This window comes from Sorangium sp. So ce385, from assembly GCF_051474135.1.
In the GTDB taxonomy this organism is placed as follows: Bacteria; Myxococcota_A; Polyangia; order Polyangiales; family Polyangiaceae; genus Sorangium; species Sorangium cellulosum_D.
The window spans coordinates 10,326,872-10,340,586 of the sequence record NZ_CP150337.1; the positions used below are offsets into that span (position 1 = coordinate 10,326,872).

Annotated in this window: 11 protein-coding genes; 3 read left to right on the forward strand and 8 right to left on the reverse strand. The window is 70.9% G+C overall.

What is annotated here, in order from left to right; translation table 11 throughout:
- Window positions 1-1,088: 1,088 nt before the first annotated feature.
- The 3 genes from WME83_RS37755 to WME83_RS37765 form a co-directional block, all read right to left on the reverse strand.
- Window positions 1,089-2,501 carry a hypothetical protein gene (locus WME83_RS37755; RefSeq protein WP_437314550.1) on the reverse strand — a complete coding sequence of 471 codons (1,413 nt, stop codon included), beginning with the start codon at window positions 2,499-2,501 and terminating at the stop codon, window positions 1,089-1,091.
- A 214-nt stretch (window positions 2,502-2,715) separates the two neighbouring features.
- Window positions 2,716-3,330 carry a TetR/AcrR family transcriptional regulator gene (locus tag WME83_RS37760; protein ID WP_437314551.1) on the reverse strand — a complete coding sequence of 205 codons (615 nt, stop codon included), beginning with the start codon at window positions 3,328-3,330 and terminating at the stop codon, window positions 2,716-2,718.
- 286 nt (window positions 3,331-3,616) lie between these two features.
- Window positions 3,617-4,282, reverse strand: a complete 666-nt coding sequence (locus WME83_RS37765) for a hypothetical protein (RefSeq protein ID WP_437314552.1) — start codon at window positions 4,280-4,282, stop codon at window positions 3,617-3,619.
- A gap of 352 nt (window positions 4,283-4,634) precedes the next feature.
- Between WME83_RS37765 and WME83_RS37770 the strand changes: the two genes are divergently transcribed.
- The 3 genes from WME83_RS37770 (at window position 4,635) to WME83_RS37780 (ending at window position 8,192) form a co-directional block, all read left to right on the forward strand.
- The gene (locus WME83_RS37770) at window positions 4,635-5,453 is read left to right on the forward strand and encodes a GNAT family N-acetyltransferase (protein WP_437314553.1); all 819 of its coding nucleotides are present in this window, start codon (window positions 4,635-4,637) and stop codon (window positions 5,451-5,453) included.
- A 267-nt stretch (window positions 5,454-5,720) separates the two neighbouring features.
- Window positions 5,721-7,019, forward strand: a complete 1,299-nt coding sequence (locus WME83_RS37775; RefSeq protein ID WP_437314554.1) for a hypothetical protein — start codon at window positions 5,721-5,723, stop codon at window positions 7,017-7,019.
- Between the two features lie 129 nt (window positions 7,020-7,148).
- Window positions 7,149-8,192, forward strand: a complete 1,044-nt coding sequence (locus tag WME83_RS37780) for an AraC family transcriptional regulator (protein WP_437314555.1) — start codon at window positions 7,149-7,151, stop codon at window positions 8,190-8,192.
- A 15-nt stretch (window positions 8,193-8,207) separates the two neighbouring features.
- On the opposite strand, the gene WME83_RS37785 is transcribed toward WME83_RS37780, so the two are convergent.
- The 5 genes from WME83_RS37785 to WME83_RS37805 are packed head-to-tail and all read right to left on the reverse strand — an operon-like array spanning window position 8,208 to window position 13,565.
- Complete coding sequence (locus WME83_RS37785; RefSeq protein WP_437314556.1) at window positions 8,208-8,768, reverse strand: DUF6817 domain-containing protein; 561 nt, start codon at window positions 8,766-8,768, stop codon at window positions 8,208-8,210.
- A 51-nt stretch (window positions 8,769-8,819) separates the two neighbouring features.
- Complete coding sequence (locus tag WME83_RS37790; RefSeq protein ID WP_437314557.1) at window positions 8,820-10,025, reverse strand: cytochrome P450; 1,206 nt, start codon at window positions 10,023-10,025, stop codon at window positions 8,820-8,822.
- 35 nt (window positions 10,026-10,060) lie between these two features.
- Entirely contained in the window at window positions 10,061-11,338 is a 1,278-nt protein-coding gene (locus tag WME83_RS37795; protein ID WP_437314558.1) for an MFS transporter, read from the reverse strand.
- Entirely contained in the window at window positions 11,335-12,396 is a 1,062-nt protein-coding gene (locus tag WME83_RS37800) for an aspartyl/asparaginyl beta-hydroxylase domain-containing protein (RefSeq protein ID WP_437314559.1), read from the reverse strand. Before WME83_RS37800 ends, WME83_RS37795 begins: the two co-directional genes overlap by 4 nt.
- Entirely contained in the window at window positions 12,393-13,565 is a 1,173-nt protein-coding gene (locus tag WME83_RS37805; protein ID WP_437314560.1) for a cytochrome P450, read from the reverse strand. The genes WME83_RS37800 and WME83_RS37805 overlap by 4 nt, the downstream gene beginning before the upstream one ends.
- Window positions 13,566-13,715 lie beyond the last annotated feature (150 nt).

Sequence of the window (13,715 nt, forward strand, 5' to 3'; positions counted from 1 at the left end):
TCCCGCGCCAGCTGCCGCCCCCGGGCCTTCTGGAGCTCCGCCTACCGGAGTCCCTCTCCTTCATCACAAGCCGGGCTCCAGGTCCAGAGAACGGCGGCATGGAGCCCGTTGCTTTCCGCCTACCGCCTCGCTCTCTGCGCCTGCTGCCGCCAGCTTCGCCTCTGCCGTCGCTGCGATCGCGGCCAGCGCCTCAGCCTCGACTGCCGCCCGCTGCGGCGTCGTGAGTCGCTCCAACGAGATCGTCGTCGTCGCCCAAGAAGATCGACCGCGAGGCCGTCGACGATCTCTTCAGCCTCGGCTTCTTCACACCGTATCCGCCCGACCAACGGCATCGTGACCACCCCGGCAGCGCCGGTTACCTGTCCCCCTCGCGACGCAGGAGGAAGCGATGGCGACGAGGGCGGATACACTTAGACGTATTTACCGGCCCGCAGAGTACGGCGTCCTGCTGAGGCGAGCGGCCAGAGAGAACACCAGCAGATGTATGATCTCGTACATGGCGCCCGACCATATACACACCACTCCGAACGGGGGGCGTCTTCCGCAGCCGCTGAGGGCTCGCGAACTCCAGCGGGAGGAACTGAGGTGCCTCGGCCGACGGTGTGGATTACCGCAGGCGACGCCACCGCTTGAGCACGTGCGCGAGGCGTTGGCGTCCCCGGCGGAGCTGCGAGAACGCGGGCCCGAGAGGCAGCCCGGGCTCCCGGTGACGTGGCTCACATGCTCGCCCTCGCCCACGAGGATCGGCACCTTCCGCTCCCTGGGTTCGACCAGGAGTCGGTGGCGTGCTCGCCTCCAGCAACGGTGCCCACTCTGGGAACACGGTTTCTACGTCAGCCGCCCCCTCATCGTGTACCACTCGATGTACTTGGAGAGCGCGAAGGTGCCGAGGATTGTCGATGTGTTCGCATGTGCGCTGCCAAAGCGAGTCGCAGGCCACCACGGAGCGATCACCGAGGGTGCGATCTCGGCCCTCGTGATCCGTCCGCCGACCGCTTACGTCTGAAGCGGCTCGATCGGCGACTCCGGCCGAGCTTGCGGGCAGCCCGGCGGGTTCGCTGCTTCTCAGCAAGTCGTGCGGCGCGCCGTCAGTTCTTCACGAACCCGTTGAACAGCCCGATGCACATCTCGTCGAGCGAGCTCTCGCCGAGGACGATATCCCTCGGCGCGGTGAGGTTCTCCTCCTGGAGCGCCCTCCGCACGAACGGGTTGTCCATCGTGTTGTCGTAGAGGCAACGCAAGCTCATGACATCGCCGGTCTTCAGGACGGGGAGCTCCTCGATCGGCGCGTCGATCGTGTACGTCTGCTGCCAGTTGAAGTCCCACTTCGGCGTCTGGACCACGCACTCCTCGGCCGGATCGCCGCCCTGCGGGCTCGGGCGCTCGACGTCGACCTTCATGTCGGTCCCGACATAGTGCATGTGGGTCATCGCGCTGTAGAGCCGGATGCCATCCACCAGCGACTCCCCCATGAACGTCTCGGGGAGCGTCATCTTCATGACCTCGGTGTGATCCTTGGCCCCCGCCGGGACGAAGAACTCGACCCCTTCCCTGTCGTTGGGCCCCGGCTGGAGGCCGTCGCCGCTCGGGAATTGCGAGGGGAAGTTGCCGAACGCCACGAAGACGACCCGGTACTCCGGCGGCTCCGGGAGGAACCGCAGCTGGATCTTCGTCGCGTCAGGCTCGGCGGTCGCGCCCGCCGGGTGATAATGGACCTGCATCACCAGCCGCGAGCCCGCGCGGACGAGGAAGCCGGCGTTGGAGGGGAACTCGGTCGGCCGCCCGCCGGGCACCCACACGCCGAGGACCTGGGTGTCCTGGACACCAGCGCTGCCAAAACACTCGTAGCCGCCGTCGGCGTCGGCCATGGCGTCGCTCTCCGCGTGCGGGTCGGTGAAGACCACCACATGGTGCACCACCTTCGAGTTCCCCGGAACCACGTTCATGCCGTTCACGAACGTGTCCTCCGTGAGCTTCGGATCCATCACGAAGCAGCGGAACTGGTCCTCGTCGCCGCCCGTCACGTACGCCTTCGCGGGCTCGATGGTGGCGCTGACGCCCTCCAGGCCATGGATCCCCGACGCGTCGATCGGCGGGGGCGCGTCCGCGGGGTCGCCCTCGGGGGCGCCGGCGTCGTGCCAGGCCTCGAGCGTCGCGAGCTCCGCGTCGGAGAGCCTGCTGTCGTCCTTCCAGCCGAAGCGCGGCGTGCACTCGTCCGTCTCGATCGCACCCCAGGGCGGCATCGTCCGGTCCTGCGTCACCGCCACGATCCGGCTCGAGACCTGCTTCGCGTCCGCGTACTCGGTCAGGCTGAAGGGCGCGATCTCGCCGGGCGAGTGGCAGCCCTGGCAGCGCTTCTGCAGGATGGGCGCCACGTCCTTGTGGAACGTCGGCCCCGCCGTGGGGCCCTCGACGAGAGGATTCGTGCCCTCAGGCTCGCTGCTGCAGCCCAGGATAGGGACGAGCGAGGCGAGAACGATACTCCAAGGCCTGTTGATCATGGTCATTGTCTCCTCTTCTTCCACGCGTGATGAAGACGCGAAGGAATGCTGCTTGCCTGGACGCCGCTCGCCCCCGCCGCTCCGCGAGCCCCCGCCGCTCCGCGAGCCCCTCGCCGCGGCCAGGGGCCCGCGGCGCGACACAACCCCGCTGCCGGCGCGCGACACCCCCCGCTGAGCAGAGGAGCGGCCGATCGGCCCGCGGGGCGCGGGCGGCCTACCTGCTTGTCGAGGCGCCGGTCAGAAAGAGCGCAGCGGTCCGCTGGAGCGCCGTGCTGAGCGGCAAGGCCGGCTCGGCGAGCCACGCGATCGTCGTCGTGAACAGCTGACCGAGCAGGATGCTGCAGAGCCACTCCATCGGGAGCGCGCGGCCGAGCTCGCCGCGATCGGCCGCCAGGCGAAACCGCTCGGTCAACAGGCGCCCAACCGGGCTCATCTCCGCGGGGGGCGTGCGCACCATACCCTTGCGGATCATCGCCGCGGCGAGATCCGGGACGAGCGAGCTGTCCCGCTCCCACTCCAGGCTGAAGGCGGCGCACAGCGTGTCCAGCAACACACGCAACGGCGCGTCCTCGGGGAGCGCCGAGAGCGCGGCGACGACGCGCTGATCGAGCTCCCGGTGGTGCTGGAAGAGCACGTCGTCCTTGGTCGGGAAATGAAAGTAAAAGGAGCCGTGGCTGACGCCCGCCGACCGGGCGATGTCCTCGATGCGGGCGGTCGCGAAGCCGTCGCGCCGGAAGACGGCGATCGCCGCCTCGTAGATGCGCTGCCGGGTGTCCTCGCGCTGGCGATCCCGAACCGTGGAGCCAGCCTTCACCGGACGAGGAGTCATGAACCGATGCCGCCTTCGCGGGAGATCTATCGGAGAACCCGGGTCCGCTCCAGCGCAGATCGTCCGTTCCCAGCAGACCGATCTGCACATTGACATTCGTCATTGACGTCTGTCAATGACTGGGCTCGGGCCCGGCGTCAACAAGGAAGGCCTTGCTCGAGCGGTCCGGTCCCGCCCGAGGCGCGCCGCGCTCGCCGACAAACCGAGGCGGGGCGCCGTCGCCCGTCACCGCCCGGCCACCGCGCCGCGAGCGCATGCGGGCGGAGGAGCCCCGGGGCGAGCCTCGTCAGTACTTGTAGTAACCCAGGTAGTTGTCGTGCCAGGTGTGTGGATCCTGGGGCTCGTAGAAGCGGACCGACCGGAGGTTCACGTCGGCGAACGCGCCCGCGGTGGACCAGAACAGGGACAGGCGCGCCTCGCTCGGGACGCAGAGGTAGTTGTCGCCCCAGTGGGTCGTCCACGGCTCGGCAGACTCGTTGATCCGATAGCACCGCATCCCGGCGATGGGGTCGGCATAGCTCCACCGAAATCCGATGTAGTCGGTCGAGCAAAGATAGTTGTCGCCCCAGCCCCCTCCCACGTCCGCGGGCTCGATGATCTGCGTGCAATACTTGCCATAGATCGGCCCGTTGCTGGAGAAGACGATCCCGGCGTCGAGCGAGGGAGGAACTGGCTCCCCCTCCTCGCCCCCCGTTCCGGGCCCGCCCTCCTCGCCGCCGCCGGGGGGCTCGGCCTCTCCGGGGCCGGGAGGATCCCAGTCGCCGCCGCCCTCCCAGCAGTCGAACTCGATCCATTGCCCAGACTCGAAGTAAGAGCACGTCTGATCCAGGCGCTGCTCGGCACGGCCGACCTGCGCGTCCTGCCCCGCCGGATCCGCGGCGTCGACGGCGCAGCCGGAGAGGAGAGCGCTCGCGGCAAACAGCGGGACGATGGCGAGATGTGTCTTCATCATTGGCGTAATCCTTTCGACAGGTCTTGCTGTCGGGCATCAGTACGCGCGTCGTCAGGACCGGTTTCACGATCCGCGAGAGGATCGTTTCCGGGTAGAGCCGAACTCCCCACGACCGAGCTCGCCGCACCTCGGTACGTCAGCTCACCCAGCCTCGACCTCGCGCTCGGCGGCTGCGTCCAGGGCATGGCGCACCGGCTCGTCGGCGCAGCGCCCGCCACCGTCCGCGCGCGGCTGCGCTGGACCAGCTCGTCGCTCGCGGCGAGCGCGATCGCCGCGGCGAAGCACCATGCTATTCTCGCCTCGTGCCGGGGTGGAGCCAGTCGAGGTGTTCGTCTTCCATGGGCCAGCCGAAATGACGCGAGCGTCGGATGCGAGCACCGCCGAGCTCCTCGCGCGCTTCGACGCCCAGATGCGCCGGGATCTCCCGCCTCCCAGCCCGGCATGGCGCGTCGAGCGCGACCGCCGCGTGGTGCGGTGGGTCTCGCCGCCGGAGCTGCCATGGGGCTGCGGCGTGCCATGGAGCGAGCTGGACGAGGACACGGCGGACGGCGCCATCGCCGAGCAGGTGTCGTATTTCGCCGGGCTGGCGCGGCGCTTCGAGTGGAAGACGTTCGGCCACGACCGCCCCGCGGATCTCGAGGCGCGGCTGCGCGCCGCCGGGCTCGAGGCTGGAGACGAAGAGGCGCTGCTCATCGGGGCCGTCGACGAAGTCGCCGCGACGACCGCCGGCGCGGCGCCGCCCCCGGGGATCACCGTGCGCTGTCTCGACGACGGCGAGCCGCTCGACGGGATCGCCGCGTTGCAGTCCGCTGTCTGGGGCGGGGACTGGGGCTGGCTCATCGCCGAGCTGCGGGAGGAGCAAGAAGCCGATCCAGGGGCGCTATCCATCCACGTCGCGGAGGCAGAGGGTCGGATCGTCTGCGCCGCTTGGGCGCGCTTCCATCGAGGCACCGAGTTCGCGAGCCTGTGGGGCGGCAGCACGCTGCAGGCGTGGCGCGGGCGCGGTATCTATCGAAGCCTCGTCGCGCGGCGCGCCGCGCAGGCCCGAGAGCGCGGGCTGCGCTACCTGCAAGTCGACGCCTCGCCGGACAGCCGTCCGATCCTGGAACGGATGGGGTTGCGCGTCGTCTCCACCACCAGGCCTTACGTGTGGAGCCCGCCGTCTCCCTGAGCCCCAGCGGCTGACACCGCCGCTCGCGCGGCCGGCTCTCCGCGGCTCAGCGGGATGAGCCTCGGCGTCGACGCCGCGCTGGACGCCGCTTCACGCCGCGCTCCCTGCGGCGCTCCACCCGGACGCGGGGTGGCCGCTTCGACCAACTTCATGGCCGGCGCGACCAAGCCGATCCGCCGCGGCGCGCCTACATCCTTCAACGCGTCCACCACGGAGCGCGGCGACGCGCTTCGTCACGAGGCTTGGAGGTCACTCATGATCCATCGAATGCGAATCTCGCACAACCCGAGCAACCGTCGGCTCGCCGTGGCCGTCGCCGCGGCCATCGCCGCCGCGGGGTGCTGCGCGAACCCGAGCGACGACGACGACAGCCACGAGGGGAACGGCGGCTCGCCGGCCAGCGCGGGCTCGGGCGGCAGCGGAGGCTCGGAGGGCACCGGCGCCTCGGGCGGCAGCGGAGGCTCGGGAGGCGCCGGCGGCGACGGCGGCGACGGCAGCCTCGCCCCGACGCACGCGGGCATCATCTCCATCCAGGATGTCTCCATCCTCGGCGCGCCGCAGGCGGGCCACGGCCTCACCGTGCAGATCCTGTTCACCGCAGCAAAGTCCCCCAGCTACGAGGAAGCGCCCGGTCAGCTCACCGGGTGCAAGGCATGGATGTACGACGTGCAGGACGATCCGCCGCCGCCGCTCACCGATCAGGGCGCCGTCACGATCTCCGGGCTCACGGGCGGCGCGCTCGATTGCCGCTTCCAGGGCAATGGCTACGTCTGCCCGGTGCACAGCGGAACGGGCGAGGCGAGCGTGACCCCCGGGACGATGGGCACCGCAGCCTACGCGCTCCGCGGCGCGGCGCTCTCCGCGGACGACGTCGGCCGCTACCTGCGCGTGAACGGCGCTGCGACGGCCGGCAACAACGGGGCATTCCCCATCGTGGCCGTCGCGTCGAGCGAGACCGCGATCGTGGCCAATCCGCGCGCGGCCGAGGAAGCGTTCGTGGCCGACCATGTCGTGCTCGCCGGCGCAGGGCCCGTCCCGAACAACCCGATCGATCCCATCGCGAGCGGCGATGAGGTCGTCGTGGGCATCGAGCCCGGCGGCGTGATGGCCTTCGAGTTTCCCGATCTGGGGCCCATCGCGGCAGGGGGAGAGTTCCAGCTCGACGGCGCGTCGCAATCCATCCTCGGCGCGGTGCCGCTCGACGGCGCGCCGATGACCCTGGGCTGCGCCGGCGAGGGCGGGAGCTGCGGGGCCGCGCAAGGCACGCTCGTGCGCATCACCAGCACCGACGGCGACATCGAGGGAGCGCCGCCGTTCGCGATGCCGCCGCCCAAAGGCAAGCAGGTGGAGATCCAGTGCGTCACCCTGGGAGGCGACGGATCCATCACGATACCCACCGAAGCGATGAAGCTGCTCCAGGAGGCGCACCAGGCGTCGTCCATCACGCGCATCCGGACCGCGTTCATGCGCGAGGGCGTGGCGAGCGCCACGAACCCCGAGCCGCAGCCCCGGAACACCGTCCACGTCTTGGCCGGGCACGGGATCCTCGGCTTCACGAGCCCCTGAGCCCGCAGGAAAAGCGCACTCCCGTGACCCGAGCGTCATGCCCGACGCGCCCACGATGCCGCTCGTCGCGCGGATCGCCGCCCGCGAGCGGCTCCGGTCTCTGGCATGCAGCATGCTGGCGCGGGGCGCATGGTACGACCCCAACCGACCGTCGTAGCGCGGGTGGTCCAGCGAATCGTCGACCACGCGCTGCGGGACGGCGTCCGGCTCGACGCCATGCGCCGCGCTGCGCGCCTGCCGCCGTCGCTCGCCGAGGACCCCGCAGGACGCATCGGGCTCGACGGCGTCATCGACCTGTGGACCTATCTGGGTCGGACGCTCGACGATCCTTCCTTGCCCATCCGGGTAGCGCAGGCGGCCGCCATCGAGGATCTGCACGTGCTCGGCTTCGCGATGCTGACCGCGCCGTCGGTGCGCGACGCGGTCGACACCGTCGCTCGCTACGGCCCGCTGCTCACCGACTCGGGCCGATGGGAGGTGACGGAGACCGCGAGGCGCGTCCACCTCCGGTGGTACCGCGCGCGGCCCCTCACCCTGGGACACCGCCTCTCCAACGAGACGGCCGTCGCCCAGGGCCTCGGTTGCCTGCGGCGGATCGCCGGCGCGGAGCTGACGCCCGTCGAGGTGACCTTCCGGCATTCCGCGCCGCCCCGCCGGGCCGGACACGGCGCGTTCTTCGACTGCCCCGTGACCTTCGACGCTCCCCACGACGGGCTCTCCTTCCGTCGCGAGCTCCTCGACGCGGTGCCGCCGTCGGCCAACCGGACGCTCTGGGAGTACCTGTGCAGGTCCGCGGAAGCGCTCTCGCGAGACCTCGCCCCGCGCTCGCGCGAGGACGCCGTCCGGCTCGCGATCGTCCGCGAGCTCTCGAGCGCCGACGGCGGTGTCCCGTCGCTCCCGCGCGTGGCCCGCGCCCTCGGCACGACGGAGCGGACCTTGCGCCGGCACCTGGAAGCCGAGGGGACCAGCTTCCGACGCCTCGTCGACGACGTTCGCCGCGAGCGCGCCGGCAGCCTGCTCCAAAGGGAGACGATCAGCGTGACCGAGGTCGCGCTCCAGCTCGGCTTCGCGGACACGACCGCGTTCAGCCACGCTTGCCAGCGATGGTTCGGTCGCGCGCCGCGCGACCTGCGGGGCATCCTCCGGGCCGCGTCCGGCCCTGCGCCGCCCTGACCGCCGTCCCAGGGGTCACGCGTGCTGATGCGCGCTCGCCGGCTCGCCGAGGACGGCCTTGCAGTGCGCCCAGGCGCCATCGCTGAGCAGCGGCCGCGTGCGGGTGAACAGCTCGAGCAGGTCGGCGCCGTACATGGCGCGAAACGAGGGATTGTGGCTGGCGATGTCGACCTCGTTGGCGGCGGTGATCTCCATGAGATTGCGGAGCCGCTCCTCGCTCGGCGTCTTGATCTCGTTCGTGAAGCGATCACGCCACTGGTCGGACGGCTCCATGAGCCGAGGATAGGTGTACTCGCGATCGCAGGCGCCATAGAAGTAGACGAGCTCCTCCGCGTACGCGCCGATCATCGCGGCCACCCGCGGCCGCTCGGTGAGCGAGAGCATGGTGTAGAAAGGATCGGGCGAGCCGTCCGGCGCGAAGAGCGCATGCAGGATCCCCGCCTCGCGGACCTCGTCGCTCGCCCCCCATTTCCGCAGCATCGTCTCGACCCGGAGGAGGTGCGCCAGCAGCGTGCCCCCCGGATGCTTGACGTTTCCTGCCCCGAGGGACACCAGCAGTTCGACGCACTGTTCCATGATGTTGTTCCTCCAAGAGTTCGATGCTTCTCGACGATGGGACCCGCCCCGTCACCACGCGACGGGCAGCCGGTACAGTCCAAAGGTGCGGCGGTCGTACTTGAACGGCAGCTCCTCGACGTCGCCGACGACGCGGAGCCCCGGCAGCCGCTCGAACAACGTGCGGTAGCCGATCTCGAGCTCGGCGCGCGCCAGGTTCTGCCCGAGGCAGCGGTGAATGCCGTAACCGAACGCGAGGTGGTGGCGCGCGTCGCGGTGGATGTCGAGCGCGTCGGGATCCGCGAACGCCCGCTCGTCGCGGTTGGCCGACGCGCCGAGCACGAAGAGCCCCTCGCCGGCGCGCACGCGCTGGCCGCCGATCTCGATGTCCTCGAGCGCTACCCGATCGAACGCCACCCAGTCGACGATGGAGTGGTACCGCAGGAGCTCCTCGACGGCGTCGGGCCACAGCTCGGGCCGGGCGCGCAGCTCGGCGAGGAGCCCGGGGTTCTGCAGGAGCGTGAACACCCCGAGCGAGAGCATGTTCGCGGTGGTCTCATGCCCGGCCACGAGCAGGAGGAACACCATGCCGACCAGCGCGTCGTGCGACAGCTCGCCGGCCGAGCGCCGCTCCAGGGCCAGGCGGCCGATCAGGTCGTCGCCCGGGCTGGACTCGGCCGCCGTCACCAGCCCATCGAGGTAGTCCCAGAGCTCCTTGCGCGCGCGGGTAGCCTCCTCCGTGCTGAAGAAGCCGGCGATCATCCGGCTCGTGCGCGACTGGAAGTACGCGCGATCCTCATAAGGCACGCCGAGCAGCTGGCAGATGACCAGGGTCGCGACCGGGAACGAGAACGACTCCACGAGATCCGCCTCGCCGCCCTTCGACATCTCGTCGATCCGCTCGTTCACCACCCGCGCGATGAACGAGCCCAGCTCGCGGATGCGCCGCGCGCTGAACTCGCCCGCGAGCATCCGCCGATAGACGTCGTGCTCGGGCGGATCCATGTCGATGAACTGCCCCGCCTGCTCCTGCGGCGTGCCCGCCATCGCCGCGAACGGGTGCCCCGGCCGCGTCGGATCGGTGCTGATGCGGCGATCGGTGAGCACGCGCTGCGCCTCGGCGTGCCGCGTCACGAGCCAGATCGGCGGACCGTCGCGGAACGACACGCGCACGAGCGGCGCCTGCCGGCGCATGGACTCGTATTCCGGCGGCGGCGCGTACGGGCAGCGCCGCGGCATGGGGAAAGCCGGGAGGTTCTCGTCGTGGACATCGACCATGGCGTGGCTCCGTGGAGAGTTCGATCGAGCGCTCATCAGGCGGGCTCCATGCCCGCGTCGGGCAGGTCGCGCATGCGGACCAGCGGGGACAAGAGCAGCGGCAAGAGCGAGAGCAGCAGGCCGGCGATGCCCATCCACAGCGCCGCGCGGACGCCGTACCGCTCGCCGAGCGCGCCGCCGAGGAGCGACCCGAGCGGCATGGTGCCCCAGACCAGGAAACGCATGGTCGCGTTCATCCGGCCGAGCAGGCGCTCCGGCGTGATCGCCTGGCGAAAGCTGATCTGCGAGACGTTGTAGACGACGATGCCGATCGCCTCCACGAACGTGCCGGCCACGAAGAAGGCGAGCCGTATCCCGGGCTGCGTGAACGGGACGAGCAGCACGAACGGCTGAAACAGGAGCGGGCCGAGCCAGATGATCCGCGCCGAGCCGATGCGCCGGGTCATCGGCCCGACCACGGCCCCGCCGACGAGCCCGCCGACCGCGCCCGCGGCCAGGAGCGTCCCGTAGACCTCGGGCGAGAGCCCGAGCTCCCGGAGCAGGAACAGCGCCTGCACCGCCAGCGCGGCCGAGAAGGCCAGGTTGGCGAGCGCGGAGCGCAGCGCGATCATGCGCAGGATCGGGTGGCCGATCACGAAGCGCACGCCCTCGCGGATCTCACCCCAAAGGCCGCGGGGGCGGGCGCGCGGCGGCGCCGGCTCGGCGGCGTCGATGCGGCCGAGCAGCAGCGCCGAGCACACGAAGCTCACCGCGTCGGCGACGATCGCGACGGGCGCCGAGAGCAGGTTGACCAGCCAGCCTCCGACGCTCGGCCCCGCGACCTGCGCGCCGGAATTGACGATCTCCAGCTTGCCATTGCCGTCCACGAGCCGATCCCGGTTGACCAGCGTGGGGACGTAGCTCTGGTAGGCCACGTCGAAGAACACCCGGGCGACGCTCACCCCGAGCGCCACGACGTAGAGCTGCAGCAAGCTGAGCTTGCCGAGCCACCAGGCGACGGGGATCGAGCCGAGCAGCGCGGCGCGGATCAGATCGGTGCGAATCAGGATCGAGCGCCGGCGCATCCGGTCCACCCACACCCCCGCCGGCAGCCCGATCAGCGCGAAGGCCGAGGTCTGTGCGGCGAACAGGAGGCCGACCTGGAACGGCCCGGCGTCGAGCGCCAGGATCGCCACGAGCGGCAGCGCGACCAGCGTGACCTGGGTGCCTATCTGGCTGATCGTATCGGCGCCGAAGAGCAGCATGAAGTTGCGGTGGCGGAACAGGCTCGGCCCCGCGGGCGCCCCGGGCCGCGTCACGACGGCCCGCGTCACGACGGCCTCACGCGCTCCGCGGGCAGCTCGAGCGCCCGGGTCTGGTCCCCCACGCGCGAGCGCAGCGTCACGGTCGGCGCGCGGCGCGCGTCCAGGGTGACCTGCACGGTCCGCTCCAGGGTCCAGCCGGCGAAGCGGAATTCGCCGCCTCCGACGTGCACGAGCGAGAACGCAGGCTCGCCGTCGAGCAGCAGCACGAGCCGATCGCCGCGGACGTCGATCGTGGCCCGCCGCGCGCGCGGCGCCGTGAGGAAGGCGCCGTCCGGCTCCTCGAACGAGGGGAAGGAGCTGGGCATCTGGAAGCTGCACCGGCACGCGTCGCGCTCGGCGAGAGTGAGCGGCACGACGGGCGCCGCGAAGAGCGTGTTGGCCAGAGCGGCGGGTGTCTGGAACGCCGCGGGGAAAAGCGCCAGGAGCTCGCGCGTGGGCTGGCAGTCGATCACGAGGTGAATCCGCGTCACCGGGTCGCTGTTGCGCACCACGTGCGGACGGGTGAAATCGGCGTACCAGAGCTCACCCGGCGGCCAGCGGTGGGTCTCCTCCTGGATGGTGAGGATCGCGCCGGGCGTCGTGATGATCGGGACGTGCAGCCGGACGATCCCCCACGGCAGGCTGTGCTTCGTGTCGTTGTGCACCGGGCTGGCCGCGCCCGGGCCCAGCGACTGCAGCCGCACGCAGCGCAGCGGCGCCGGAATGCTGGCCAAGAGCTCGGCCAGGTAGGGCGCCTCGCGCAGCCATGGCGTGTCGGCGAACTCCTCCAGCGAGGGGCCGCCTGGATCCGTCCGATCGGGGTCGCCCCCGATGCTGCGCAGCGGCAGCTTGCGCCAGTCGACGTCGGCGCCGCGGCTCACCCCTTCTCCGGTGAGGATGGTCGGCTTGGACCACTCCTTCGCGCGCAGCGCGCTCACGTCGGCGAGCATCCGCTCGACGTCGAAGCCGAGCGAGAGGCGCGCGGTCGCGGGCAGCACGGAAAGGATGGGCGAGAGCGGCCAGGGATCGAGGTCGCTCGCGCTCTCGTCGCGCGCCGGCGTGGTCATGGGTGCAGCGGTCGTGATCATGAGGCCTGCAAGGTGAGGGGTAGACGATCTGGATATCGAACCGTGGCGCGGCGCTGCCGGTGCACGGGGCCCGCGAGGCGCAGCGGCGCGGGCAGCCGGAGCATGCTGCCGACGAGCGCCTGCAGGACGATCCGCGCCAGCTGGGTCCCGGTACAGGCGTGGGGTCCCCGGCCGAAGGCCAGGTGTCGATTCGGCCGGCGATCCAGCACGAGGTCGTCGGGCGCGGCGAACTGCTCGGGATCGCGGTTGGCCGCGCCGAACAGGAGGAGCACGACCTGGCCACGCTCGATCCGGGTCTCGTCGATCGTGGTCGCCTCGAGACAGATGCGGCTCGTGCCCTGGATGGGCCCGTCATAGCGCATGAGCTCGTCGACGCCGGTCTCGAGCAGGCGGAGGTCGCGCAGGCGCTCGAGCGCGTCGGGGTGCCGGAACATGGCCAGCACCATGTTGGCGGCCGCCGACACGGTGGTGCTGAAGCCGGCGAGGAACATCACCCGCACCGTGCTCCACACCGCGGCCTCCGGGACACCGGCGCTGTGCCGCTCGTCCAGGACCTGCGCGAGCAATCCGGGCCTGAGCCCGCCGCCGGCCCACGATCTCATGAGATCGTTCATCTGCCCTCGGGCCGCCACCGCCGGCCCGATCGCCTCGGGGACGAGCGCGGCGTCCATGGCGCGCTCGACCGCGTCGGACAGCGCCACGATCGACGCGATCGCGGGCGGCTCGATGCCGAGCAGCCGGGACATCGCGGAGAGCGCGAGCGGGCGCGCGACATCCGCGGTGAAGTCGAACGAGGGCGCGTCGGCGAGGCGCGCGAACGCCGAGGCCGCTTCCTCGGCGACGAGCTCGCCGAGCCCGGACATCGCCTGATCGCGCAGCGCGCCGGCGAACAGGTCGCGGACCGGCGTGTGCTCGGGAGGATCGAGCCCCTGCAAGCTGGGGTGCTCCGCGCCGGGAGGCGCTTCTTGACCGGCGCGCCGCGCGTCGCTGGCGAACCTGGCCGGATCGCGCAGCACGCCGATACAGTCCTTATAACGAGTCAGGACCCAGGAGTCGAGCCGCTCGTGCCACAGCACCGGGCACGACGAGCGCAGCCGTGCGTAGATCGGGTATGGGTCTGCGACGGCTTCGGGAGACAGCGGATCATAGTCGCTCGGGCTGCGGGGCATCGGGTCCTCTCGCGTCTTTCGCTCTCATGAAAAGCAAGAGGGGCCAGGCCGCTTCTCGGCCCGGCCCCCTCACCGTGGGGATCACCAGCAGTACTTCACGGGAGCCTCCTTTTGGAGAGATGTTGTAGCCGCGAACTCAATCGAAGTTAT

Bases quoted from the DNA above. Each gene is read 5' to 3' on its own strand.
- WME83_RS37755 (WP_437314550.1), bottom strand. From the start codon at position 2,501: ATGATCAACAGGCCTTGGAGTATCGTTCTCGCCTCGCTCGTCCCTATC.
- WME83_RS37760 (WP_437314551.1), bottom strand. From the start codon at position 3,330: ATGACTCCTCGTCCGGTGAAGGCTGGCTCCACGGTTCGGGATCGCCAG.
- WME83_RS37765 (WP_437314552.1), bottom strand. From the start codon at position 4,282: ATGATGAAGACACATCTCGCCATCGTCCCGCTGTTTGCCGCGAGCGCT.
- WME83_RS37770 (WP_437314553.1), top strand. From the start codon at position 4,635: ATGACGCGAGCGTCGGATGCGAGCACCGCCGAGCTCCTCGCGCGCTTC.
- WME83_RS37775 (WP_437314554.1), top strand. From the start codon at position 5,721: ATGCGAATCTCGCACAACCCGAGCAACCGTCGGCTCGCCGTGGCCGTC.
- WME83_RS37780 (WP_437314555.1), top strand. From the start codon at position 7,149: ATGGTACGACCCCAACCGACCGTCGTAGCGCGGGTGGTCCAGCGAATC.
- WME83_RS37785 (WP_437314556.1), bottom strand. From the start codon at position 8,768: ATGGAACAGTGCGTCGAACTGCTGGTGTCCCTCGGGGCAGGAAACGTC.
- WME83_RS37790 (WP_437314557.1), bottom strand. From the start codon at position 10,025: ATGGTCGATGTCCACGACGAGAACCTCCCGGCTTTCCCCATGCCGCGG.
- WME83_RS37800 (WP_437314559.1), bottom strand. From the start codon at position 12,396: ATGATCACGACCGCTGCACCCATGACCACGCCGGCGCGCGACGAGAGC.
- WME83_RS37805 (WP_437314560.1), bottom strand. From the start codon at position 13,565: ATGCCCCGCAGCCCGAGCGACTATGATCCGCTGTCTCCCGAAGCCGTC.